Origin of the sequence: Actinoplanes sp. NPDC023801, from assembly GCF_040639655.1 — a bacterium.
Taxonomy (GTDB): Bacteria; Actinomycetota; Actinomycetes; order Mycobacteriales; family Micromonosporaceae; genus Actinoplanes.
Genome location: NZ_JBFAAI010000029.1, coordinates 1 through 22,091, shown reverse-complemented (window position 1 = coordinate 22,091; position 22,091 = coordinate 1). Strand labels below are relative to the sequence as shown.

28 protein-coding genes are annotated in these 22,091 nt (G+C 69.8%); 17 read left to right on the top strand and 11 right to left on the bottom strand.

Features of this window, described 5'->3' with window-relative positions; genetic code table 11:
* Entirely contained in the window at window positions 1-1,854 is a 1,854-nt protein-coding gene (locus AB0G04_RS35335) for a hypothetical protein (protein ID WP_360992037.1), read from the bottom strand.
* 84 nt (window positions 1,855-1,938) lie between these two features.
* Window positions 1,939-2,613, bottom strand: coding sequence for a response regulator transcription factor (locus AB0G04_RS35330; protein ID WP_360992034.1), 675 nt, complete (start codon window positions 2,611-2,613; stop codon window positions 1,939-1,941).
* Between the two features lie 207 nt (window positions 2,614-2,820).
* Here AB0G04_RS35330 and AB0G04_RS35325 point away from each other — a divergent pair, with 207 nt between their 5' ends.
* Genes AB0G04_RS35325 through AB0G04_RS35305 form a run of 5 tightly spaced genes read left to right on the top strand, consistent with a single transcriptional unit; the run spans window position 2,821 to window position 6,497 of the window.
* Window positions 2,821-3,306: an HTH domain-containing protein gene (locus tag AB0G04_RS35325; protein WP_360992031.1), complete on the top strand. Its 486-nt coding sequence runs from the start codon at window positions 2,821-2,823 to the stop codon at window positions 3,304-3,306.
* Between the two features lie 18 nt (window positions 3,307-3,324).
* Window positions 3,325-3,930: a 50S ribosomal protein L11 methyltransferase gene (locus AB0G04_RS35320; protein ID WP_360992029.1), complete on the top strand. Its 606-nt coding sequence runs from the start codon at window positions 3,325-3,327 to the stop codon at window positions 3,928-3,930.
* 42 nt (window positions 3,931-3,972) lie between these two features.
* A complete protein-coding gene (locus AB0G04_RS35315; RefSeq protein ID WP_360992026.1) occupies window positions 3,973-4,446 on the top strand; it encodes a MarR family transcriptional regulator in 474 nt (157 codons plus the stop codon).
* Window positions 4,443-6,179: an MDR family MFS transporter gene (locus AB0G04_RS35310; RefSeq protein WP_360992023.1), complete on the top strand. Its 1,737-nt coding sequence runs from the start codon at window positions 4,443-4,445 to the stop codon at window positions 6,177-6,179. The genes AB0G04_RS35315 and AB0G04_RS35310 overlap by 4 nt, the downstream gene beginning before the upstream one ends.
* A 9-nt stretch (window positions 6,180-6,188) precedes the next feature.
* Entirely contained in the window at window positions 6,189-6,497 is a 309-nt protein-coding gene (locus tag AB0G04_RS35305) for an antibiotic biosynthesis monooxygenase (protein ID WP_360992021.1), read from the top strand.
* Window positions 6,498-6,578: 81 nt separating this feature from the next.
* Here AB0G04_RS35305 and AB0G04_RS35300 read toward each other — a convergent pair whose 3' ends face one another.
* Window positions 6,579-7,400: a GAF and ANTAR domain-containing protein gene (locus AB0G04_RS35300; RefSeq protein ID WP_360992018.1), complete on the bottom strand. Its 822-nt coding sequence runs from the start codon at window positions 7,398-7,400 to the stop codon at window positions 6,579-6,581.
* A gap of 70 nt (window positions 7,401-7,470) precedes the next feature.
* On the bottom strand, window positions 7,471-7,653 hold the full coding sequence (locus AB0G04_RS35295; protein WP_360992015.1) for a hypothetical protein: 183 nt from the start codon (window positions 7,651-7,653) through the stop codon (window positions 7,471-7,473).
* Between the two features lie 282 nt (window positions 7,654-7,935).
* Between AB0G04_RS35295 and AB0G04_RS35290 the strand changes: the two genes are divergently transcribed.
* A complete protein-coding gene (locus AB0G04_RS35290) occupies window positions 7,936-8,136 on the top strand; it encodes a hypothetical protein (protein ID WP_360992013.1) in 201 nt (66 codons plus the stop codon).
* Between the two features lie 6 nt (window positions 8,137-8,142).
* Here AB0G04_RS35290 and AB0G04_RS35285 read toward each other — a convergent pair whose 3' ends face one another.
* Window positions 8,143-8,649 carry a DUF1360 domain-containing protein gene (locus tag AB0G04_RS35285; protein ID WP_360992010.1) on the bottom strand — a complete coding sequence of 169 codons (507 nt, stop codon included), beginning with the start codon at window positions 8,647-8,649 and terminating at the stop codon, window positions 8,143-8,145.
* Window positions 8,649-8,897: a DUF6158 family protein gene (locus tag AB0G04_RS35280; RefSeq protein WP_360992008.1), complete on the bottom strand. Its 249-nt coding sequence runs from the start codon at window positions 8,895-8,897 to the stop codon at window positions 8,649-8,651. Before AB0G04_RS35280 ends, AB0G04_RS35285 begins: the two co-directional genes overlap by 1 nt.
* Window positions 8,898-8,985: 88 nt before the next feature.
* Between AB0G04_RS35280 and AB0G04_RS35275 the strand changes: the two genes are divergently transcribed.
* The 3 genes from AB0G04_RS35275 (at window position 8,986) to AB0G04_RS35265 (ending at window position 11,065) form a co-directional block, all read left to right on the top strand.
* The gene (locus AB0G04_RS35275; RefSeq protein ID WP_360992005.1) at window positions 8,986-9,414 is read left to right on the top strand and encodes a hypothetical protein; all 429 of its coding nucleotides are present in this window, start codon (window positions 8,986-8,988) and stop codon (window positions 9,412-9,414) included.
* A 29-nt stretch (window positions 9,415-9,443) separates the two neighbouring features.
* Window positions 9,444-9,761, top strand: a complete 318-nt coding sequence (locus AB0G04_RS35270) for a DUF3817 domain-containing protein (RefSeq protein WP_360992003.1) — start codon at window positions 9,444-9,446, stop codon at window positions 9,759-9,761.
* Window positions 9,762-10,102: 341 nt separating this feature from the next.
* Window positions 10,103-11,065, top strand: coding sequence for an NlpC/P60 family protein (locus AB0G04_RS35265; protein ID WP_360992000.1), 963 nt, complete (start codon window positions 10,103-10,105; stop codon window positions 11,063-11,065).
* 121 nt (window positions 11,066-11,186) lie between these two features.
* On the opposite strand, the gene AB0G04_RS35260 is transcribed toward AB0G04_RS35265, so the two are convergent.
* Complete coding sequence (locus tag AB0G04_RS35260) at window positions 11,187-12,188, bottom strand: sigma-70 family RNA polymerase sigma factor (RefSeq protein WP_360991998.1); 1,002 nt, start codon at window positions 12,186-12,188, stop codon at window positions 11,187-11,189.
* 297 nt (window positions 12,189-12,485) lie between these two features.
* Window positions 12,486-12,572: a (Fe-S)-binding protein gene (locus tag AB0G04_RS35255; RefSeq protein ID WP_360992235.1), complete on the bottom strand. Its 87-nt coding sequence runs from the start codon at window positions 12,570-12,572 to the stop codon at window positions 12,486-12,488.
* 146 nt (window positions 12,573-12,718) lie between these two features.
* On the opposite strand from AB0G04_RS35255, the gene AB0G04_RS35250 reads away from it, so the two are divergent.
* On the top strand, window positions 12,719-13,405 hold the full coding sequence (locus AB0G04_RS35250) for an SDR family NAD(P)-dependent oxidoreductase (protein WP_360992232.1): 687 nt from the start codon (window positions 12,719-12,721) through the stop codon (window positions 13,403-13,405).
* Here AB0G04_RS35250 and AB0G04_RS35245 read toward each other — a convergent pair.
* Window positions 13,396-14,046 (bottom strand): dTMP kinase, encoded by a 651-nt coding sequence (locus tag AB0G04_RS35245; protein WP_360991995.1) that lies wholly within the window; start codon window positions 14,044-14,046, stop codon window positions 13,396-13,398. The two genes, AB0G04_RS35250 and AB0G04_RS35245, sit on opposite strands and share 10 nt — an antisense overlap.
* A 140-nt stretch (window positions 14,047-14,186) precedes the next feature.
* Here AB0G04_RS35245 and AB0G04_RS35240 point away from each other — a divergent pair, with 140 nt between their 5' ends.
* From AB0G04_RS35240 to AB0G04_RS35210, 7 genes are all read left to right on the top strand, one after another.
* On the top strand, window positions 14,187-14,771 hold the full coding sequence (locus AB0G04_RS35240; RefSeq protein WP_360991992.1) for a nucleotidyltransferase: 585 nt from the start codon (window positions 14,187-14,189) through the stop codon (window positions 14,769-14,771).
* Window position 14,772: 1 nt separating this feature from the next.
* Window positions 14,773-15,021, top strand: a complete 249-nt coding sequence (locus tag AB0G04_RS35235; protein WP_360991989.1) for a hypothetical protein — start codon at window positions 14,773-14,775, stop codon at window positions 15,019-15,021.
* Entirely contained in the window at window positions 15,018-15,761 is a 744-nt protein-coding gene (locus tag AB0G04_RS35230; RefSeq protein ID WP_360991987.1) for a metallophosphoesterase, read from the top strand. The genes AB0G04_RS35235 and AB0G04_RS35230 overlap by 4 nt, the downstream gene beginning before the upstream one ends.
* Window positions 15,762-15,803: 42 nt before the next feature.
* Entirely contained in the window at window positions 15,804-15,947 is a 144-nt protein-coding gene (locus AB0G04_RS35225; protein ID WP_360991984.1) for a GPGG-motif small membrane protein, read from the top strand.
* A 166-nt stretch (window positions 15,948-16,113) separates the two neighbouring features.
* Window positions 16,114-17,067, top strand: coding sequence for an MHYT domain-containing protein (locus tag AB0G04_RS35220; RefSeq protein ID WP_360991982.1), 954 nt, complete (start codon window positions 16,114-16,116; stop codon window positions 17,065-17,067).
* A gap of 42 nt (window positions 17,068-17,109) precedes the next feature.
* On the top strand, window positions 17,110-17,829 hold the full coding sequence (locus AB0G04_RS35215; protein ID WP_360991980.1) for an HD domain-containing protein: 720 nt from the start codon (window positions 17,110-17,112) through the stop codon (window positions 17,827-17,829).
* Between the two features lie 27 nt (window positions 17,830-17,856).
* On the top strand, window positions 17,857-19,464 hold the full coding sequence (locus AB0G04_RS35210) for a glycoside hydrolase family 13 protein (protein WP_360991977.1): 1,608 nt from the start codon (window positions 17,857-17,859) through the stop codon (window positions 19,462-19,464).
* Here AB0G04_RS35210 and AB0G04_RS35205 read toward each other — a convergent pair.
* Window positions 19,372-20,832: an MFS transporter gene (locus AB0G04_RS35205; protein ID WP_360992230.1), complete on the bottom strand. Its 1,461-nt coding sequence runs from the start codon at window positions 20,830-20,832 to the stop codon at window positions 19,372-19,374. The two genes, AB0G04_RS35210 and AB0G04_RS35205, sit on opposite strands and share 93 nt — an antisense overlap.
* Before the next feature lie 83 nt (window positions 20,833-20,915).
* On the bottom strand, window positions 20,916-22,091 hold a 1,176-nt coding region (locus tag AB0G04_RS35200; protein ID WP_360991975.1), incomplete at its 5' end, for an RICIN domain-containing protein.

The window sequence follows — 22,091 nt, the reverse complement described above, 5'->3', positions numbered from 1 at the left end:
TCAGGCGGTCTCGACCGTCAGGAGAGTGATCGGGGCAACCGCGTCCACGTCGTAACGGTTGCCGGTGGTCCAGTCCTTCGGCGTCAGCGTCGAGCCGGGTGCGACGTCGCGCAGCGTCTTCGACCCGGCGGTCACCGTTCCCGCGCCACCGCCGACCTTGATCCGCACCGGGCTTCCGCTCGGCGCCCGCAGGATCAGTTCCTCCACCCCACCGGTGATCTTCATGGGTACGGTCCCGGACGCCTGTGCCAGCGTCAGCTCGGCCCGCCGGGTGCCGCCGACCATCTCGATCCCCTTGATGCTTCCCTGGCTCAGATCGACGTTCCGTTCGGCCGAGTACCCGGAGAAGCGGATGGTCCACCGCACCTTCGCGGCGAGCACGACCTCCACCTCCCCGCCGGTGCCGGCGTCGTCGCGGGTGACGTCGACGCGCAGCCGGTCCTCGCGTACCTCGGCGCTGGGCCGGATCCCGGCGCCCTCGGGTGAGCTGATCCGGTACAGGTCCTCACCGAGGTCGGCGATCCGCAGGTTGACCCGGTCGGTGGCGGCCAGCAGCTCGAACGTCGCGAGCGTCCGGTCCTCGAGCGGTCCGGTGACGACCCGCTGGTCCCCGCCGCCGAGCACGTCGGTGATCTGGTTGTCGTCGCCGGAGTAGTAGACGACCCCGGTGAGTGCGACGACCGCCAGAGCGACCACGCCGAGCACCGCCATCCCGGCCGTGACGAGCCGGGACTGCCGGCGCGGCGGCGGTCCGGCCGGGCCCGCCAGACCCGCCGGACCCGCCGGACCCGCCGGACCCGCCGGAGCGTGCGGGCCCGTCGGTGACGTGACGGACGGCGGCAGGGTGTCGGCCCACACGACCGGTTCGTTGCGGCGGCCCCAATCTGCAGCGGATCCGGTGGACGCACCGGCCGTGGCCATCGCGCCGTCGTCGGGCCAGGAGGGCGCCACAGGCCCGCCCGGCACACCCGCACCGGCACCCGCACCGGTTCGCGACGAACCCGCCTCGAAAATGGATGTGTTCGGCACACCGGCGCCGACCCGCGCCGGGCCCGCCTCGAAGGCCGCCGGGGCCCGCGAAGAGACCGCCTCGAAACCGGAGGAGGACCGTGCCGAGCCCGTGTCGAAGGAAGAGGCGCCGGGCGAGGCCGCGTCGAACGGCTCAGGCCAGGAGCTGGTCGCGGCCGCGTCGGCCGGCATCGCACCGATGCCGACGCTGAACGGGTCGGCATCCGCCGGCCGGGACGGCCCCTCGGTGCCGTTGCCCGCTTTACGCACGATCGGCAGGTCGTCGGGAGCTTCCCCCCGGTAGCGCCGGGGTAGCTCGGCACTGTCCTCCCGGCCCACCCTCGGCAGGTTCCCGGTGTCCGTCCGGCGCACCCCACCGGTGTCGTCCGCAGAGACGCGGCGCATCCCACCGGTGTCATCCGCAGAGATCCGCCGCAACCCGCCCGTGTCATCGGCAGACACCCGACGCATCCCGCCCGTGTCGTCGGCGGAGACCCGCCGTATCGCGCCGGTGTCGTCGGCACCGCGACCGCGGGCGGCCCGGACGCCGCCGATCGGCCCGTCACTGAATCCGAACGAGACCCGCCCGGGTCCGCCCGGTGAGGCCGGCCCGAACTCCGGTGGCGCGGGATCCGCGCCACTCCCGGATGCGACGACGGGCGAGCCCGGCGCGACGGCCGGCGAGGAGATCGACCCGCTCTCCGACGGTTTCGGGTCCCCGAACCATCCGAGCGGCTTGTCGTCCCCCTCGCCCGCGACCTCCCGAGCCGATGGCCGCCGGAACGGCAGCCGGCCGGCCGGGCTTTCCTCCCCCGGCTCGGCTCCGGCCGAAGCGGAACGGTCCACGATTCCTCCCTGCAGCGCACCCACGGTGTGTCCCCCGATGGAAGTACGTAAGGAACCGCTCTTCCGGATGAGTGACCGGACGGTTTACCGCGGGTCAGGTCGTACGAGTCCGCGCCGGGTGGCGATCGCGACGGCCTCGAGCTGACTGTGAGCACCCAGTTTGGCGAGCACGGCCTTCTGATATCCGCGGCAGGTGTGCACGCTGATACCGAGTCGCCGGGCCACCGCGCGGGCGTCGAGACCGGCCGCCATCAGCTGCAACACCTCGTCCTCGCGCTGGGTGAGGCCGCCCGCGGTGAGACTGTTGGCGCGCTGCCCGGCAACCGCCGGGGTGGTGCTGCGCAGCAGCCGGGCGAGGATGTCGGTGGAGACCGTCATGCTGCCGCGGTGTGCGGTGCGCAGCGCGTTCAGGACGTCACCGAGCGCACCGTTCTTGGACAGAAAACCGGCCGCCCCGGCGGTGGTCGCCCTCCGCACGAGCGTCTGGTCCTCGCTGGCAGTGAGGATCACCACACGTGAGTTCGGCTGGCGTACCCGGATCAGCTCGGCGATCGCGATCCCGTCGGCATCGGACAGTTCCGGATCCATCACGATCACGTCGGGGCGCAGTTCGGCGGCGAGCTGCAACGCCTCCGCCCCGGTACGGGCGTGCCCGACCCACTGCAGATCAGCCTGACCTGCGAGGGCGTGTCCCAGAAGCTCGGCGAAGGTCTGGTGACCGTCGACGACGAGCACAGTGATCGTCTCGCCGCTGTCCATACGTCACCTTCCTCGATGTGCCCCCGGCGGGCTCCGCGCAGTCTAAGGATTACCCGACGGACTGCGTTCCCTACCAACAGCCTTCCCAGTGGTACGCCTGACGGCCGGTTGCCTCCGAGCGGACCTGATGGCCCGTCTTTCGGTCAACCCGACCCCCTCGCTTTGGGGCTTGCCGCTGATACGGCCCGGCCCGCAGAGTTCTGGATCATGCACGACATCCAGCTCTTCGGCCGTCTCGAGGTCCGTACCCGTGGCATCTGCCTGACCGGGGACGACTTCGGCGGCGCCCGGCCACGTCACCTGCTCGCCCTGCTCGCGCTGCGGGGTGAGTGGTCGCTTGTGGAGCTGGCCGACACGCTTGGTGTCTCCACCGCCACGCTCAAGGATGATCTGGCGATGCTGCGTGACCGCCTGGAGCCGGGTGCCCGCCCGCGGGACTCGGTGATCGCGACCCACCGGGGCCGGGTGCGCCTGGCCGCCGATCGGACGCACGTGGACACCGCCACCTTCGACGAGCTGATCGCGATCGCCGCCGAGCGCACGCCGGCCCGCGCCGCCCGGCCGCTTGCAGCCGCCGCCTTCCTGGCGTCGCGCCCGCTGCTGGAGGACGAGGACGCGCCGTGGGCGGCGGAGGCCCGCGCCGAGTACCGCGCAAAACTGATCATGGCGAGCGCCCCGCAGCCGATCATGTAGCTGCCGGAAGATGACGGGGTGCTGCCCACCATCCTGTCGCCGGTGCCGCTGGCCCCGGAACTCTCCCTGTATCTCGTCACCCAGCCGGTCGGGCTCTTCGACCTGACCGGTGGCGAGTTCCACAGCGACCGGCCGCCGCCGTTCTGGGCGTTCGCCTGGGCGGGCGGTCAGGCGCTGGCCCGCTTCCTGCTGGATCATCCGCACGAGGTGGCCGGCCGCCGGGTGCTGGACGTCGCAACCGGGTCCGGGGTCGCCGCGATCGCCGCCGCCCACGCCGGGGCCGCCGCCGTGGCCTGTACCGACATCGATCCGGCCGCGGTCGAGGCGGCCCACCGCAATGCCGGTGCGAACGGGTTGTCCCTGGCGGGCCACGTCGACGCGCCGGAGGTGCTGCTCGCCGGCGACGTCTTCTACAGCCCCATCGTGGCGCCGAAGATGGTCGCCCTGCTGCGCGCCGCCCGGAACCGAGGTGCCCAGGTGCTGGTCGGTGATCCGGGGCGCGGATTCTTTCCGGAGCGCCTCTTCGATCTGGTCACCGAGTACGTCGTGCCGGTGCCGGCCGCCCTGGAGGAGACCGAGACTCTCGTCACGGGTGTATGGCGCATGCGTTCATCGCGCAACTAGATGTACGCTACACGCATATTTCGATCCGGAGGAACCACACCCGTGCACGAACACGAATCCGCCCGCCTGGCCGACGAGATCACGCGGCTGGTCCGGATGGGCGCGCGATTCCGGGGCATGCTCAAGACCGGAGACCTCGGTGCCGAGCTCTCCGCGCTGATGCTGCTGCCACCGTTGCGCGCGATGGGTCCGATGCGGGTCACCGACCTTGCCGAGGTCAAGGGGGCCGATCCGTCGACGGTCAGCCGCCAGGCCGCCCAGCTGGTCAAGGCCGGTCTGGCCCGCCGTGAGGCCGACCCGGCCGACGGCCGGGCGTCACGCCTCGCCGTGACCGAGGCCGGGGTGGCCGCCTGCGAGCGGGTCTGTCAGGCCCGGGTCGACATGCTGACCCGGGTGCTCACCGACTGGCCCGCCGACCGGGTGGCCGCCTTCACGGATCTTTTCGAAGAGTTCAACGACGCGGTCGAGGCGCATCTGCGCTCCGGCCCGGGATCACCCCCACGGGAGACTGCGTGAGCCACCCCGCCCCATCGGCGACCGCGCCGGTGGAATTCACCCACCGCCAGATCCTGACGATTCTCGGCGGCCTGATGATGGGCATGTTCCTCGCCGCCCTAGATCAGACGATCATGGCAACGGCGACCCGGACCATCGCCGACGACCTGCAGGGCTTCGACCTGCAGGCCTGGGCCACCACGGCGTTCCTGATCACCTCGACGATCTCCACTCCGCTGTACGGCAAGCTGTCCGACATCTACGGCCGGCGCCCGTTCTTCCTGCTGGCCATCGGCATTTTCATCGTCGGATCGTTCCTCTGCGGCCTCTCCGACAGCATGTGGCAGCTCGCCGCGTTCCGGGCCATCCAGGGCCTCGGCGCCGGCGGGCTCATGTCGCTCGCGCTGGCGATCATCGGTGACATCGTCCCGCCCCGTGAGCGCGCCAAGTACCAGGGTTTCTTCCTGGCTGTCTTCGGGACCGCCAGCGTCCTCGGCCCGATCATGGGCGGATTCTTCGCCGGCGCCGACGAACTGCTCTTCACCGACGGCTGGCGCTGGGTGTTCTACATCAACGTGCCGATCGGCCTGGCCGCCATGGCCGTCGTCGCCCGCGTCCTGCACCTGCCGCATCATCGCGTCGACCACCGCATCGACTGGCCCGGCGCGGTCACCCTGGTCCTCGCCCTCGTGCCGCTGCTGACCGTCGCCGAGCAGGGCCGTGAGTGGGGCTGGGACTCCGGCCGCTCGATCGCCTGTTACGTGATCGGCGGCATCGGCCTGATCGGCTTCGTCCTGGCCGAGCGCGCCTACAAGGACGAGGCACTGCTGCCGCTCGCCCTGCTCGGCAAGCGCACCGTCGCGGTCGGCGTCACCGCCAGCACCATCCTGGGCATGGCGATGTTCGGCGGCCTGATGACCGTCCCGCTGTACCTGCAGATCGTGAAGGGCTCCTCGGCCACCGAGGCCGGCCTGCAGATGATCCCGTTCGTGGTCGGCATCATGGCCGGCTCGATCGTCTCCGGTCAGCTGATCTCCCGTACCGGCCGCTATCGGATCTTCCCGATCGTCGGCAGCGTCTTCATGGTCGTCGCGCTCTTCCTGTTCTCCCTGGTCGGCGCGGACACCCCGCTGTGGCGGGTCATGCTCGTCATGGTGCTGATGGGCCTCGGCCTCGGCAGCAACATGCAACCGATGATCACCGCCGTGCAGAACGCCGTGTCGCCGCGGGAGATCGGCACCGCCACCGGGGCGGTCACGTTCTTCCGCTCGATGGGCGGCACCCTCGGTACCGCCGTCTTCCTGTCGGTGCTGTTCAACGTGCTTCCCGGCAACATCGAGAAGGCGTACACCGCGGCGCGGCCCACCGCGGAGTTCCAGCAGGCGATCGCCGCCGACCCGTCGCAGGCGGAGAGCGTGAAGGTCGCCATGAGCGGCGCCGGCCTCAGCGACACGTCGTTCCTCGACAAACTCGCCGGCCCGCTCTCGCACCCGTTCAAGGTCGGTTTCGCCGACAGCGTGCACGTGGTCTACCTGATCGCGTTCTTCGTGATGATCCTCGGCCTCATCGTGGTCTTCTTCCTGCCGGAACTGCCGCTCTCCCAGCGCTCCGCCCAGCAGGCCCGGGCCGAGGCCGCCCAGGAGGAGGCCGCACAGGAGAAGGCCGCGAATTCCGGCGGTCCCGAGGCCACAGGCACGGACGCCACGGAACCCGGCGGCCCCGCCGGGGGCAAAGTTGTCAGCGACGCGCAGTAGCGTGACCGCATGGCTGTTGTGAAGATCAACGCGATTGAGGTCCCCGAAGGCGCCGGTCCCGAACTCGAGAAGCGGTTCGCGGCCCGGCACGGCGCCGTGGAGAACTCGCCCGGGTTCCTCGGCTTCGAGTTGCTGCGCCCGGTGGCCGGCGACACCCGCTACTTCGTGTACACCCGGTGGGAGACCGAGGAGGACTTCCAGAACTGGGCCAACGGCAGCGCCAAGGAGGCTCACGCCGGCGAGCGGGCCAAGCCGGTCGCCAGCGGCGCGAGCCTTCTGGAGTTCGAGGTGGTCCAGTCCGTCGAGAAGCAGAGCTGACCCGCGACCCGTCGCTCACGCACGCTGCGGAAGAGCGTGAGCGACGGGTCGGCGGTCCGATCGGCTCGGTGCGGGCGGGGGCTATCCGGCGTTCCGGGCGGCGGCGGCCACCAGGCGCTCGGCCACGGTCGACTGCGGCAGGCCCAGGCGCTGGGCGCTCTCGTGCAGGATGGCGTATGCCTCCTGCACCCCGCAGCCGCGCTGGGCGATGATCACGCCGGCTGCCCGGTCCACCTCGGCCCCCTCGGTCAGGGCCTCCCTGCGATGGAGTTCACCGAGCAGGACCTGGGCGTGGCCGGCCAGCGCCATCACCGTCACCAGCACCTCGGGGCACACGTCGCCGGCCCGGTCGAGGTAGATGCTGACCGCGCCGACCGCGGTGCGCCGTACGTCCATCGGGATCGCCGCGACCGCCCGCAGGCCGCCGGCGCGGGCCGCGTCCCGCAGTTCCGGCCAGCGCTCGTCGTCCATCAGGTCGTCGGAGGTCACCACGGTGCGCGTGCGGGCCGCCTCCAGTCCCGGGCCGGTGCTTCCGGCGTACTGCAGATGGTCGAAGCTCTCGCCTGTCGTGCCGGAACCGGCCGCGGTGAGCGGACCGCCCTCGCCGATCAGGACGACCGCGCAGCGCACGACGCCCGGCAGGGCACCCGTCACCAGCGCGGCGAGCCGGTCGAGAGCCTGGTTGAGGGAATCCGCCGACAGCAGCCGGACGGTGAGTTCGTGAAGCAGCCCGGCGAGTTCGACCGGGTGCGGGCCACCTGCCGTGAGTACGGCCGAGTGCCGCGCGTTCCCACTGCCGGGACGACGCGACGTGGTGAGCGGAGGCGTGCCGTTCTTGGGGGTGCGCCGGGCCAGCCGGGCGCCACGCTGCGCGGCCGGGACACGACGTTTCGGGGCAGACACTCGACGGATATTGCCACGTCTATCCGCAATCGCGCGCGACGAGGTGCCCCTAACGGGGGGTGTTGCCGCTTTAAACCGTCTCGTCGGATGTGCGGTGCTCAAGAACCGTGTCCGGGGCGGCCCCGCGGTCGTCCTCCCGCTCGTCGGAGTCGGCGAGGATGGCTTCGGCCTGGGCCTCCGGATCGGCGCTGCCGACGGCCCGTTCCTCCGGGAGAAGGTCGGCGGCACGCCGCGCGGTACGGTCGTCGGTCATACCCGATCGGTACCCGCGTCCCGGGCCGGGAAACCATTGCGCCGCCCCTCGGTTGCCCGAGAGGCGGCGCGAATGCCGGTGTGCAGGTCGCCTCGCGGCGAGTGGCTCAACACGGCTCCAGCCGAGCGGTATTCCGTGCAGGCGATGGGTGAGGCCCGGGGACACTGGGCACACCGGCATCCGTACACAACCGTCGGCGCGGTCACCTAATTCCATGAGCTTCTGTGACCTGAATCACTCCGGCGGAGTTTGGTCCGGCAGTCCACGGGTAGACCCCTCGCCGTGACTGACGACATCCGTGAACTGGACAGCTTCCTGGACACCGTTTACGACGCGCAGGAGCGCCTGACCAGCGGAGACCTACGCCGCCGGGCCATCGCCGCGGACCTGCCGGCGGCGGCCCTGACCCGCATCGACGCGCTGCCCGAGGGCGAGTACGCCCAGGACGAGGCCGCCGAGGCACTCCGCACCCTCGAGACCTGACCGCCGTCAGCCTTCGGCCTTCCGCTTGGCGATCGAGTACGCCATCTGCAGGAAGTCCGAGGCGGCCGTGGCGGTCAGGCCGGTCGCGACCAGGCGGGTCAGCCGGGGTACCAGGACCAGTCCGCCGGTGAGCGCGGTGGACACCCAGACCGCCAGGCAGAACGGGCAGGTGAGCAGCTCGCCGATGCTGTGCCGCACGGCGCTGCCCTCGTCGCGGACCTCCTCGTTCAGCTCCGCCGCGCCGGCCGGTTCGTTGTACCGGGTGAACGGGGCACGCAGCGGGCTCGTCACGGCCTCCTTGGCGACGAGCCGGCTGAGCTTGTGCGTGGCGATCGACAGCAGCACCACGTCGGCCACGGCCGGGCGCTCCGGAATCGGCCGGCCGCTGAGCTTCGCGGCCGCCGCCAGGGCACCTGCCATCGCCCCGAAGGCACCCATCGCGACCACGTAACCGTCGAGTGGCCGGTGCTCGTGCGGCGCGTACGCCTCCGCGACCCTGGAGAGCAGTGCCATCAGAAGGCCTGCGTGAGCCGCTCGGGGTCGACCTCACGTCCCGGATAGCGCGCCATGTACTCGGTCTCCAGCTCGGCGGTCCGCTTGAAATGATTCTCCAGCGCGGCGTCCGGGCCGTGCCGCAGCGTGTGCAGCCGGGTCCGGTAGAGACTGGCGAGTTCCCGGAAGAGGTCGTCATCGGTGAGGCCCGCGGGGTCGATGCCGGTGTCGAAGTTCACCGCTGCCCCCTCCTCGGTACGCGTGTTCATCGTGGTGCGCCTCCGTTAGCTGTCGGACTGGCTCGCCAGCACGGTTGCCCATGCCAGGCGCCACCAAACCCGCCGGTACGCTCGGGGCATGAAAGGGCTGTGGACTCCGGCGTGGATGGCCCGTCATCTCCTTGCGCTGGTGCTGACCGCGGGCTGTCTCGTCCTGGGCTGGTGGCAGTTCAGCCGTGCCGCCGACGGCAACTCGATCAGCTGGGGCTACATGTTCCAGTGGCCGGTCTTCGGCGGTTTCGTCGTCTTCATCTGGTGGCGCGAGGTCCAGCTGGCCCGCCGCCGGGCCGCCGGTGAGCCGGTGACCGCACCGGAGCAGCCCGCGCCGGCCGCTCCCGCCGGCCCCGATTCTCCGGTCACCCTGGGCCGGCCGGTCCGGGTCGCCGTGCAGCCGGCCACCGGCGCGGCGACCGATCCGGAGCTGGACGCCTACAACGACTATCTGGCCTGGCTCGCCGCCAATCCCGGCGCACGCCCGTCCGACTACGCCCGTCGTATCGTCAAATAAAGCAGCAGAGAATCAAGGAGTCACCCGCCGTGCAGGGAGCCCTCACCCGTTATCGGATCATCGCCTGGATCGTCGGCATGGTTCTGCTCGCCCTGACCCTCGGCATGGTGCTCAAATACGGCCCGGCCGACGACGCGACCCTGGTCGAGACGGTCGGCTTCTACCACGGCTTCCTGTACATGGTGTACCTGGTCGCGACGTTCGACCTGTCCCGGCGCGTGCCGTGGCCGTTCAAGCGGATGATCCTGGTCATGCTGGCCGGCACGGTGCCGTTCCTGTCGTTCTGGGCCGAGCGTCACGTGACCCGTCACTGGGTTCCGCGGCCCGCCCCGGCACTGAGCGAATAGTGGCGTTTGCCGCGTCGAATTCACGCTCAGCGGCGAACGTATAACAGCCCGTTATCGGGACTATTCTCGCAAGACCGGCAATTGGTAGAGATCACTCGGCCAGGCCTTGATTTCTTTTCTTCCGTCGATAGGTTAATGCGGTTGGTCCGGTCCGCAGCCACAAACCCTCCGGTGGCGCCGGCCAACGCCGCCGAATCACGCGCGACACTCCGGCATCCACCCCCCAGGGACGCCGGTCGTCGCGAACCGGACCGGAACAACCCGCGGACAGGGCCTCTCTTCCAGCTCTGCAGCTTCCGCCGGCCCGGTGGGCGGCCAAGCGGAAGAAAGGCCCCTTACCAGTGCCACACCCCCGAACCCGGTTCCGGGCGCTCGTGGTCGCGCTGACAGCGTTCGTGATCACGACGTCGGGAGCGACGGCCGCGCACGCGGCCCCGTCCGCGAGCGAGCTCAAGAAGAAGATCGACGCGGCCTCGGAGAAGCTCGAGGACGTCACCGAGCAGTACAACAAGCTGCGCCTCGACCTCAAGGGCACCAAGGCCGAAGCCGCCAAGCTGGAGGCCTCGCTCAAGCCTGCCCAGGACGCGCTCGCCACCGCCACGGCCAAGGTGCAGACCATCGCCACGACCAGCTACATGCAGGGCCGGACCGGTGCGATGACCGTGCTGGTGAGCGGTGACTCGGAAACCATGCTGGAGCGCCTCGCGGTGCTGGACCAGATCGCCAAGTCCAACCAGCGGGACATCAAGTCGTTCACCGAGACCACCACGACCTTCGCCGAGCGCAAGGCGGCCCTGAAGCTGACCCAGGACAAGCAGACCGCTCAGGTCGGCGAGCTGGCGAAGCGGAAGAAGAGCATCGAGGGCGACCTCGAGAAGCTGTACGACATGCGCGAGGCCGCCTACGGCAGCGCCACCGAGGACACCGGCTCCTACACCGGCGAGATCCCGGACATCCCCGGTTCGGCCGGCGCTGCGGTCACGTTCGCGTTCAACCAGATCGGCAAGCCGTACGGCTTCGGCGACGCCGGCCCGAACTCGTACGACTGCTCGGGTCTGACCTCGGCGGCCTGGGCGAAGGCGGGCAAGTCCCTGCCGCACAATGCCGCCGCGCAGTATCGGGCCACCGCCCGGATCAGCAAGTCCGATCTGCAACCGGGTGACCTGGTGTTCTACCGGAACAACCAGCACGTCGGGATCTACGTGGGCGGCGGCAAGATCATCGACGCCCCGTCGGCCGGCCGGGACGTGCTCCATCGCACGATCAGCATCATGACCCCGAACGGCTACGGGCGGGTCAAGTAGTCGCGGTCCGCCCGGCCCGCAGCACTGCGGGCCGGCGGACGGAGTCGGCCGGAGACACGAAAAGGCCGGTGCCCCCTCTCGGGAGGGGGCACCGGCCTTGATCGTTTCAGTTGCCCGCTGGTCAGGCGGCTGCCAGGCCTTCCGCCCGAGCCAGCTCACGCAGCCGGCCGAGTGCCTGGATCTCCAGCTGGCGGATCCGCTCCCGGCTCAGCGAGAAGCGCGACGCCACCTCGGTCAGGGAGTGCTCCCGGCCGTCCTCCAGGCCGTACCGCGCCCGCATGATGCCGGCCGACCGGTCGTCCAGGTGGTTGAGCAGGCCCTCGATGCGCTGCCGCTCCAGCGCGTTGAGCACGATCTCCTCGGGGCTCGGCGCGTCGCTGTCGGCGACCAGGTCGCCGAGGTTGGTGTCGCCGTCGTCACCGACGGGGGTGTCGAGGGAGACGGTGTCCTGAGCCCACCGGGTGAGCTCGTTGACCCGCTCGACGGTGACGCCCAGCGCGGCCGCGACCTGGTCGGGCTCGGGGTCGGCACCGAGCTCGCGGACGAGCTGCCGGGTGACGTTGCGCATCCGGTTGACGTCCTCGACCAGGTGGACGGGGAGCCGGACGGTGCGCTCCTGCTGGGCGATGGCCCGGCTGATCGCCTGGCGCACCCACCAGGTGGCGTAGGTGGAGAATTTGTAACCGCGCTCGTAGTCGAATTTCTCGACCGCGCGGACCAGGCCGGTGTTGCCTTCCTGGATCAGATCCAGCATCGGCATACCCGACCGCACATAGCGGCGTGCGATGGAAACGACCAGGCGAAGGTTGGCCCGGATGAACAGGTCCTTCGCGCGCTGGCCCTCGGTTACCAGACGTTCCAGCTCTTCCCGGCTGACGCCGCGGCGTTCCTCGCCCGTCTCGAGCAGGTGCTCGGCGTAGAGGCCCGCCTCGATTGCCTTCGAGAGCTCGACCTCCCGTGCGGCGTCCAACAACGGCGTCCGGGAGATCTCGTGCAGGTAGACTCCGACGAGGTCGCGCTCTTCGGCGACCTGATCGGTACGCATCACGGTGCTCTTCTCCACGTTGCCCACGGTCCCCTCATTGCCGTCACTAACCCTGTTACGGGCATTACCTGCGTTCATCAGCCCTCTCCCGTAACGTCCGCAGCTCGTGCATTGCGGTTGCTGACATCTACACAACAAATTGCTGGCCGCACTGATTCCGGCTGGTGGATCGAAAGTGTCACGAATGCCTGGGTGTCACCTGAGAGCCCAGTGCGCGGTAGCTGAATGCGGCATCTTCGCGATCGTCGTGCAGACGAGCGGATACCCTCTACGCGCTTCATAACACCATCGGCCTCTCATCGTCACAGCGACGGGCATCACCCTGAGCTACGCGATACTCGTCACCCCGGAGTACGGGTTTCGCGCTCCTGGGGTTCATGTGCAGCATCGGCCGGGCTTCGAGGACCCTGAAACAAACGCCTCCGCGAAAGATCGGCAAGTCCGGAGACCGAACGGGACCATCGGTCACACTGCGCCACGCCGCCCCACACTTCACTCGCCCACACGGGTGACGTCCGGCGGGCGGCGGACATTCCCAGGTGGCGGCCGGGGTCGGCGATGCAGTGAGGAAAAGCACACCCACGACGGTGTGACAAGCTGCTCCCATGATCTCGACGCGTACGGCTCTGGTGACCGGCGGCACCGGCGGACTCGGCCCGGCGACCATCAGTGCGTTCCTGGCCGCGGGCTGGCGCGTGGTCGCCCCGGTGCGGCCCGGGACGGCCGATCGCCTGCCCGCGGGCGCTACCGCTGTGGACGCGGATCTGACCGTCGAGGCAGACGTACGGGCAGCGGCCCGTGCCGCCGCGGACGATCCGCAAGCGCCGCTGCGGGCGGTGGTCAACCTGGTCGGCGGGTACGCGGGAGCCGGCCTGATCGCCGACACCCCGGTCGACGACTTCGAGGCGATGCTCACCGCCAACCTGCGGCCCACCTATCTGACGACGGCCGCGGCTCTGCCGTACCTGATCGAAGGGGGTGGGGGTTCGGTGGTCTGTGTCTCGTCGCGTGCCGCGGTGGCCCCGTTCCCGGGCGCGGCCGGATACGTCACCGCCAAGGCGGCGGTGCTGGCGTTCGCCGCAGCGGTCGACGTCGAGTACCGCAAACGCAACGTGCGCTGCAACACGGTGCTGCCCAGTGTGATCGACACGCGAGCGAACCGGGCCGCCATGCCGGACGCCGACCACGAGCGCTGGGTGAGCCCGGCCGAGATCGCCGAGGTGGTGCTCTTCCTGGCCTCGGACGCCTCGGCCCCGACCAGCGGCGCCCAGATCCCGGTTTACGGTCAGGCCTGACCGATCTCGGCGAGGATCGCCTTGGTCACCTGTTCCGGGGTGCCGTTGGCGTCGATCACCACGAATGTGGGGTACTCCGGCAGCGAGCGGTACGCGGCATCCGCGGTGCGCAGGTACTCCATGGTCTCGGTGTCGTAACCACGGCGCTCGATCCGCTCCTGCGCGATCTCGGGGTCGACCGCGAGGAAGAACGTCACGTCCGGGCGCGGGAACAACCGGTAGGCCAGGCGGGCGAACCGCTCCGCCGACGGCCGGGCGCCGTGCGCGCGCAGGCTGGCGTACTGGCAGACCGCATACCGGTCCATCACCGCGGCCTCCCGGTGGGCGAGGCGGCGCACCAGGTTCCGGGCGATCGCGAGCCAGCGGAGCACCGACTCGACGATCAGGGCGCCCCGGCGGCCGAACAGGTCCTCGGCATCGGTACGGCCGACCAGCGTCGCCATCCGGCCGAACCAGTGCCGTCCACCGGCGTTCTGCCGGTACACCGCCCGGATCCCGGTCGCCGCGAGTTCGGCCGCGACGACCCGTGCCTGGGTGGTCTTTCCAGAACCGTCGATGCCGACGAGGGCGATGGTGCGCGGCGTCCGGCGGGGCCCGCCGGAGGGGGCGGGGGCCGGGTCGGACTGCGCGAGGAGAGCCATACCAAGTGACGGTAGTCCCCTGCGGCACCTTCTGTTCCGCACCGGAGGGCCGGGACCGTCCTCCAGAATGTTCACAGGGGTTCAAGGTGCCGCAACTCCGGGTAGTCGTTCACGAACCGGACACCGGACAGGAGGTCGGCATGCCACACCGTGTGGACGAAGGCTTGGCCATCACCTTGAAGCGGGTCGCCTCGACGCTGAAGAGCGCGGACATCCCCTTTGCGCTGGGGGGAAGCTTCGCGGTTTATGCCCGCGGCGGCTACTCCAGCGATCATGACGTCGATTTCCTCATCCGCGAGCAGGACAAGGATCGAGCCCTGCAGGAACTCGCCGCGGTCGGATTCGAGACCGAGCAGCCGCCGGAGGACTGGCTGGTGAAGGTCTACGACGAGGGCCGGATGGCGGATCTGATCTACCGCCCGGTCGAGTCGCCGGTCGACGAGGAGACGCTGCGGGACACCGAGCAGATCTCGGTCGAGGCGATCTACATGCCGGTGCTCTCCGCGACCCGGCTGATGGTCCACAAGCTGCTCAGTTACAGCCAGCATTACTGCGACTTCGCGACCGGGCTGCCGGTCGCCCGATCGTTGCGGGAGCAGATCGACTGGGAACGGGTCCGCCGGGAGACCACCAGTTCGCCGTACGCCGAGGCGTTCATGGTGCTGCTGGACCGGCTTGACGTCGTGCCCTTCCCCGGCGAACGGGAACTCAAGGTTGGGGGATGAGATGACGAAACAGATCGATCTCGAGGCGGAGATCCAGCGCCTGCTCACCGAGCACGACAAGATCGCCGAGCAGGGCATCACCGTGCACCGCCGGGACAACGTGGTCGTTCTCAGCGGGGAGGTGGAGAGCACCCAGCGCCGTGACGAGATCTGCCGGCAGATCACCGGGCACTTTCCGGAGATCGAGCTCACCTGTGACATCGGCATCACGCGGGCTCAGGCCCCCAGCGAGGTGGAGGAGATTTCATGATCCGGATCGCCGCCGTGGGTGACGTCCACGTCGACAAGGACGTGGTGGGCCGCTACCGGCCCGCCCTCGAGCAGCTGCCCGGCCGGGCCGACGCGCTGCTGGTCGCCGGCGACCTGACCCGGCACGGCACCGTCGAGGAGGCGAAGTGCTTCGCCGAGGAGTTCGGCGGGCTGGGAGTGCCGGTCGTGGCGGTGCTCGGCAACCACGACCACCAGAGCGACCAGGAGCAACAGGTCGCCGAGGTGCTCACCGACACCGGCATCATCGTGCTGGAGTGCTCGACGACGGTCCTGGAGATCCGCGGGCACCGGCTCGGCATCGCCGGCGCCAAGGGGTTCGGCGGCGGGTTCGCCGGGGCCTGTGCCAGCAACTTCGGCGAACGCGAGATGAAGACGTTCGTCGGCGTGACCGAGGACATCTCGGCACGGCTGGGCGAGGCCCTGCGGTCGGTCGAGTGCGATGCGCTGGTGGCCCTCACCCACTACTCCCCCGTGCCGGACACCCTGGTCGGTGAGCCGCTGGAGATCTACCCGTTCCTCGGCTGCTACCAGCTCGGCAACGCGGTCGACTCGGCCCCGACGGCGCTGGCGCTGCACGGGCACGCGCACCACGGGTCGGAGCGTGGCCGTACGCCCGGTGGGGTGCCCGTGCGCAATGTGGCACACCCGGTCATCAAGCAGGCGTACAACGTGTATCAGTTGCTCTCCGAATCGGTGGATGCGGACCTCGTGCCGGCCTGAGCCCAGGTTTCCGATTTCGAGGGTCCGGGTACCTGAGATGACATGGACCTTGTGCTTTGGATTCTCGCCGTAATCCTCGTGGTCGCCGGTGTACTCGCCCTGTTCCGGCGGCAGATCCTCTGGGGTGTTGTGCTGATCGTCGTCGGCCTGCTGGTGGGTCCCGGCGGCGTCAGCATCTTCACCTGATCCCCCTTCTCCCCCCGAGTAGCGACCGCGAACCGGGGTCGCCGCGGCCAGGTCCGATACGGACACAGCCTCGGTGACTCCGGTTCTTCCTTTTCGTCCGCCTCTTTGGTGCGCTGCCGCACACAAGGTGCGATGCGCGGCCGCCGATATCTGACTCAATCCCGGCGTGGCTGACGTCCATCACTTCACGTACGGCGCCTATAACCCGATAGCCGCGTACCTGCTGGCTTTCCTCGGCTCCTTTCTCGGACTCCTCTGTACCGGCCGCGCACGGGACGCGCCCAACCGCGGCCGGCGCAACCGGTGGCTGGCGATCGCCGCGTTCGCCATCGGTGGCGGCGGCATCTGGCTGATGCACTTCTCCGCGATGCTCGGTTTCGACATCCCGGTCAGCCCGGTCCGGTACGACCTGGCCCTCACCCTGCTGAGCCTGGCCTTCGCCGTGGTGACCGTGGGCATCGGGCTGATGGTCGTCGGGCACGGCGACCGGAGCGTCGGCAAGACCCTGGCGGCCGGGCTGCTGACCGGCACCGGTGTCATCGCCATGCACTACACCGGCATGGAGGGCATCCGGATCTCGGCGACCATCCGCTACTCCCCCACGCTTGTCGTCGCCTCCGCCCTGATCGCGGTCGCCGCCAGCACGATCGCGCTGTGGTTCGCGATCTCGGTGCGCGGCTGGGTCAAGGTGACCGGCGCGGCCGCGGTGATGGCGATCGCGGTCTGCGGCATGCATTACACCGGCATGGCGGCCATGTCGATCGAGCTCGACCCGAACGTGGAGCCGGCGGGTGGCATCCGGCCGCTCACCATGCTCGTACCGATCATCCTGATCACCACGGCCACCATCGTCGCGGTCGCGCTGAGCGCCCTGCAGGCGATGACCGAGGAGGAGTTCACCGACGGGGCCGGCAACCCGAAACGAGGCGTGCACGCCGAGAACCCGCAGCCCTGGGCGCTGAAACCGGCGTCGATGGGCGCCATACGGCTCACCCCGGCCGCACGGGCGGTCGCCGCCGGACGAGCCGCTGCGGGGCGTCCCTCTCCCGGGCCACGTCCGTCCCCCCGGCCGTCACCCCCACCCGCGCAGGCCGTACCCCCGGCCACATCGGGGAGCTGATCGAAGCCCATCCCCGCCCGGGATCCGGTATACCTGATCGACATGGCGCCAAGGATGCTGCTCTCGATGCCACTGCACGCCATCACCGAGGTGTACGGGGAAGCCGGCCTGCGTGACCGGTTCGCCCTCGAACTGGAGTCGTTCCCCGCCGACGAGCGCAAACAGCTCGTCGAAGCCCTCGACCTCGCCTCCGATCTGCACGCCGCCGACCGCCGGGTGCGCGAGCCCTACATCAACCACCTGCTCCGGGTCGCGATCCGGATCATCCGCTACTACGGGATACGCGACATCGACGTGCTCGTGGCGGCGCTGCTGCACGACGCGGTCGAGGACCATCCGGCCGAGCTGGGCGGGGTGGAGCCGGACTCGTCGTACACGACGGCGACCGATGCGGCCGTGGCCGAGCTGGCCCGCCGGTTCAACCCGCGGGCCGCCGAGCTGGTCCGGTCGGTCACGAACCCGGAGTACGACCCGGCCCGCGACAAGCACGAGCAGTACCGCATGCACGTCACGGAGAACCTGGAACGCGATCCGTGGGCCCGGATCATCAAGATCTCCGATTTCACCGACAACGGGGTCGGCGTGATCCACACGACGCTCGACAAGGCGTACAGCTCGGCCCGCAAATACCGGCCGCTGGTGCCCACACTGCGGGAACTGGTCGGCCGGCCGGACACCCCGCTGTCCACGCAGGCCAAGGAGCACATCCTGGACCAGCTCGACCTTGCCGAGGAGCGATTCGCCGCCATCCTCGACGAATGACCGTGCTCGCCGAACTACCGTGGGGCCATGCCTACTGACGCCTGGTGGCGCGACGCGGTCATCTACCAGATCTACCCACGATCGTTCGCCGACGCGGACGGCGACGGCATGGGCGACCTGCCCGGCATCACGGCGCGGCTGCCGCAACTGCGACGGCTCGGGGTCGACGCGGTCTGGCTGTCCCCGTTCTATCCGAGCCCGCAGCACGACGCCGGCTACGACGTCGCCGACTACCGGGGCGTCGACCCGCGGTTCGGGTCGCTCGGCGACGCGGACAAGCTGATCGCCACGGCCCACGAGCTCGGGCTGAAGGTCATCGTGGATCTGGTGCCGAACCACACGTCGAGCGAGCACGCGTGGTTCCGGGCCGCGATCGAGGCCGGGCCGGGCAGCCCCGAGCGGGAGCGCTACATCTTCCGCGACGGTGACGAGCCGCCCAACTCGTGGCAGAGCGTCTTCGGCGGCTCCGCCTGGGAGCGGCTGCCGGACGGTCAGTGGTACCTGCACCTGTTCGACGTCTCCCAGCCCGACCTCAACTGGGACCACCCCGATGTCCGGGCCGAGTTCCTCGACATCCTGCGGTTCTGGCTGGATCGCGGGGTCGACGGTTTCCGGGTGGACGTGGCGCACGGCCTCATCAAGGACGCCGACCTGACCGACTGGACGGCCCCGTCGGTGATCCTGGGCGGGCTCGATTCGGTCGGTCCGCCGCCGCCCATGTGGGACCAGGAGGGTGTGCACGAGATCTACCGGCAGTGGCGGGCCGTGCTGGACGAGTACCCGGGCGGCCGGATCCTGGTCGCCGAGGCCTGGGTGCAGCCGGAGGAGCGGCTGGCCCGCTATGTGCGGCCGGACGAGATGCACCAGGCGTTCAACTTCCCGTACCTGGAGGCGCCCTGGTCGCCGGAGAAACTGCGGGAGATCATCGACTCGTCACTGGCCGCCAACGACGCGGTCGGTGCCACCACCACCTGGGTGCTTTCCAACCACGACGTGGTCCGGCACGCGTCCCGGCTCGGTTTCCCGCCCGGTGAGGGCCGTAAGCCGGGCATCGGTGCCGGCGACCCGCAGCCGGACACCGCCCTGGGCCTGCGGCGGGCCCGGGCGGCAACGCTGCTGATGCTCGCCCTGCCCGGTTCGGCCTACCTCTACCAGGGCGAGGAGCTGGGGCTGCCCGAGCACACCACTCTGCCGGACGAGTACCGGCAGGATCCGGCCTGGGAACGGTCCGGACACGCCGAGCGGGGTCGCGACGGCTGCCGGGTGCCGATCCCGTGGGAGGCCGACGCGCCGTCCTACGGGTTCGGGCCGACCGACGCGAGCTGGCTGCCCCAGCCGGCGATCTGGTCCGAGTACGCACTGGACCGCCAGGTCGACGTGCCCGGCTCGACCTGGGAGTTGTACCGGACGGCGCTGGCCGCCCGGCGCGAGCACGAGCTGGGTTCCGGGGAGCTGACCTGGCTGGCGACCGACGAGGGCGCACTGGCGTTCCGCAATGGCGACGTGACGGTGGTGACCAACTTCGGCGCCGAGCCGGTGACGTTACCGCCCGGTGCCCGGGTCCTGCTGAGCAGCGAGCCCTTCGACGCCGACGGGCGGGTTCCCACCGACGTCACGGTCTGGGCGGTGTTCTGAGGCGACCGCCAGCAGGGCGGCGTGCGTGTCGGCCATGTCCGCCGCCACCGTCCTGCTGGCCAGCCAGTACATGATTCCGGTCGGTATGAAGAAGACCTGGAAGGCGGCCAGCCCGACCGCATAGTTCAACGGGGGCGGGAAGGCGCCGGCCAGTCCGCGGAAGGCGACCGCCACCAGCACGTTGCCGCCGGCCCGGCCCACCCCGTTGACCAGATTGCCGAGGCTGTAGACGGTGCCGCGATGCTGCGGCGGGTTCACGTCGGCGATCATGGCGAACCAGTTCGGCGAGTTGGCGGACGTCAGCATCAGCGCGAACACCGCCACGACCAGGCAGATCCCGACGGTCGGCTCGGTCACCACGTTGGCCAGGACCCCCCTGATGACCGCGCCGGTCCCGGAGCCGTCCGGCACCGTGATCTTCATCGGGACGAAGAACAACGCCACATAGAACGGTACGGCCGAGAGCACCCCGATCGACGCCACCAGTGCCCGGCCGCGCGGGGTGCGGCGTTGCAGCCGGTCCCCGGCGAGGCCGCCGAGGATCGACAGTGCCGCCCCGAGCTGGAACATCGTGGCGAAGACGCTGCCGATCAGCACCGCCGTGCCGGTGGTGTAGCCCTGATCCTCGGCACGGGCACGGAACAGCACCGGCAGCCACACCAGTGACCCGAAGGCGATCTGCGCGGTGCCGCCCTGCAGGATCAGCCACACGTTGGTGCGCCGTTTCAGGATGACCGGCAGGTCCTCGTGGTGGATCCGCTCGTCGTAGTCGATCCCGGCCAGCTCCGGCTGGCTGTCACCGCGCGGCACGTCGTAGGTGAACAGGTAGGCCGCCGTCGCGAGCACGCCGGCCGCCGCGGTGACCAGGAACGGCCGCCGCCAGTCGTCGTGGCCCAGGATGCCCCCGGCCAGCGTGCCGGCCAGTGTGCCGACGCCCTGGGACAGCCCCCAGAAGCTCATCACCAGGCCGCGCCGCCGCGGGGAGATCAGGTCGCTGACCACCGCGAAGCTGACCGACGCGACACCACCGAGCCCGAACGCCGCAAGCACCTGCCCGGCGAGGAACGTGCCGTACCCGCCGGCCAGTCCCGACCAGGCGGTGCCGATCACCCAGATCACCGTGCCGGCCACCAGGACCGGCTTCCGGTTGGTGCGGTCACCCAGGTACGCGAAACCGATCGCGGCCACCGCACTGATCAGGAACATGATCGTGGTGGCCAGCGCGATGTGCGCCTCGGTGACCCGGAGTTCGGCGCCGATGTTGCCGTAGAGCGGCGGGACGATGCCGATGGCGATGTTGTCGAGGGCGGCGAGAACGACGAAGACCACCACGCTGTACACGCGGTGGGCCGTGCCACCCTTCCCCATCACCGGAGAAGGTTATCCCCGGCTGGGCAGCACCGCTGCCTCGGACGCACCGAGACAGCGGTGAGTGCCAGCCGCGAAGACGGTCAGATGCCGATGCCGGCCTGCGGGCCGGCGTACTTCGCCAGCAGTGCGGGGACGTCGGCGGCCGCGTCCAGCGTGTACGGGTAGAAGCTCTTCGGGTCGAAGGCGGAGCCGTTGGTCTGCTGCTTGCCCGACGAGTTCTTGACGATGCTGCCGCTCTGCCGGAGCTGGGCGGCCGACGTGTCGTTGTAGTACGGGTTCGCGACGTTGTCGAAGTAGCTGTTCTCCAGAACCATCTTCGTGCCGCCGCGCGACAGGTTCCCGTACGACGTGATGTTCTGCAGGTGGTTGTTGTAGAGGTGCGCGTAGGCGACGTTGTCCGTGCTGGGGTTCCGCTGGTTCGTGCCCTTGATCAGGTTGTGGTGGATCGTCATGCGCGCGGTCACGTTCTCGGTCCAGCCGATGCCGAACGCCTTGTTGCCGGTCTCCAGGACGTTCCACGACACCGTCAGGTACGTGGTGTCCTTCCGGCTGTCGATCATGCCGTCGTTCATCCGGGTGATCCGGTTGTGGTCGATCCAGATGTGGTCGGCGGTGTCCATCTGGATGCCGTCGTAGTCGTAGGTCTTGTCGTCGGGGTCGTCGTCGGTCATCTGCGTGTCGCGGATGGTCAGGTTCCGGATGATGACGTTCCGCACCCCGGTGCCGAGGAAGAAGCCGCCGCCGACGATCTCACCCTTGGTGCCGACGCCCACGATGGTCTTGTTCGACTTGACCTTGAGCTCGGTGCCCTTCGGGGTGATCGTGATCGGACCACCCACCTTGATGACGTACGGCTCGGTCGCGGTGACGTACTTCGTCAGGTCGGCCAGGTTCGTCACGGTGACCGTGGTGCCGGCCGCGCCGCCCGTGGTGCCGCCGCCGGTGGAGGCGAAACCGTCCGGGGTGGACGGCCAGGTCCGCTCCGAGCTCGCGGTGACCGGGGTGAACGACCACTGCTTGTTGGAGTTGGCGGTGCAGGTCTCCTGGATGATCGCCGCGCCGTTCGCCGTCGAGGCGCCCTGGTCGGAGATGCACAGCCCGTTACCCACGTTGATGATCTGGAACGTGTCGGTGCCGGACGCCGCGACCTTCCACAGCTGGTTGGTCTGCGAACCGGCACAGGTGTACTGCTGCAACCGCTGACCCGAGACCGCCGACGCGGACGGCACGTCGATGCACTTGCCACTGCTGACGTT